We start from the raw sequence: 567 nt of genomic DNA on the forward strand, positions 1-567 counted from the left end.
TTTCCATATTCTTCATATGGCCCGGATATTACTTTTTTGACAAAGGCGTCTACCAGATTCATTGTTTTTTCCTTTTTGTGTTGAAAATAATTAATGCCAGAGCACAGCGAAAATAATGAATGCGCTGGCTGTGATAATTGCGATTTTCTCCCATATGATATTTTTCTCATGGGGGATTCCACGGAGATTATTTCTTCGCATTGGAATATATTGGATATGTTTATTCATGAATAAGAGCAGGTGTGGGATTTCCTGCTATTTTTGTTGGCGTTATTTTACATGCTTCCAGACAGAAGCCGGTACTTTGTCGTACAATTTGTTCATTGTCAGTTCCGCAAGGCGATGATCAACTGCAGAGTTGAATGCTTCTATTTTATCCGAGGCTAAAGTGCCCTGGTTTTTAGCAATAATTTTCTCAAGTGTCTTTAAGCTGGAACAGCGACGTAACTGATATAACCATTCCTGTTATGTTATTGCCATAAATAGGTCCTTGGGTTTATTTAATACGGCATAAGCTATGTGTTGTTGCAAACAAAAGCCGGCTCATTTGAACCGGCTGTTATGGGG

General features: G+C 38.6%; 1 pseudogene. It reads right to left on the reverse strand.

The features are described from left to right. Nucleotides 1–270: 270 nt before the first annotated feature. Nucleotides 271–465, reverse strand: a pseudogene (hha, locus tag RTW80_RS27005) (hemolysin expression modulator Hha); the annotation flags it as partial. Nucleotides 466–567: the final 102 nt, after the last annotated feature.

The sequence above is a fragment of the Escherichia sp. AM3 genome (assembly GCF_032029835.1).
Lineage (GTDB): Bacteria > Pseudomonadota > Gammaproteobacteria > Enterobacterales > Enterobacteriaceae > Escherichia > Escherichia coli.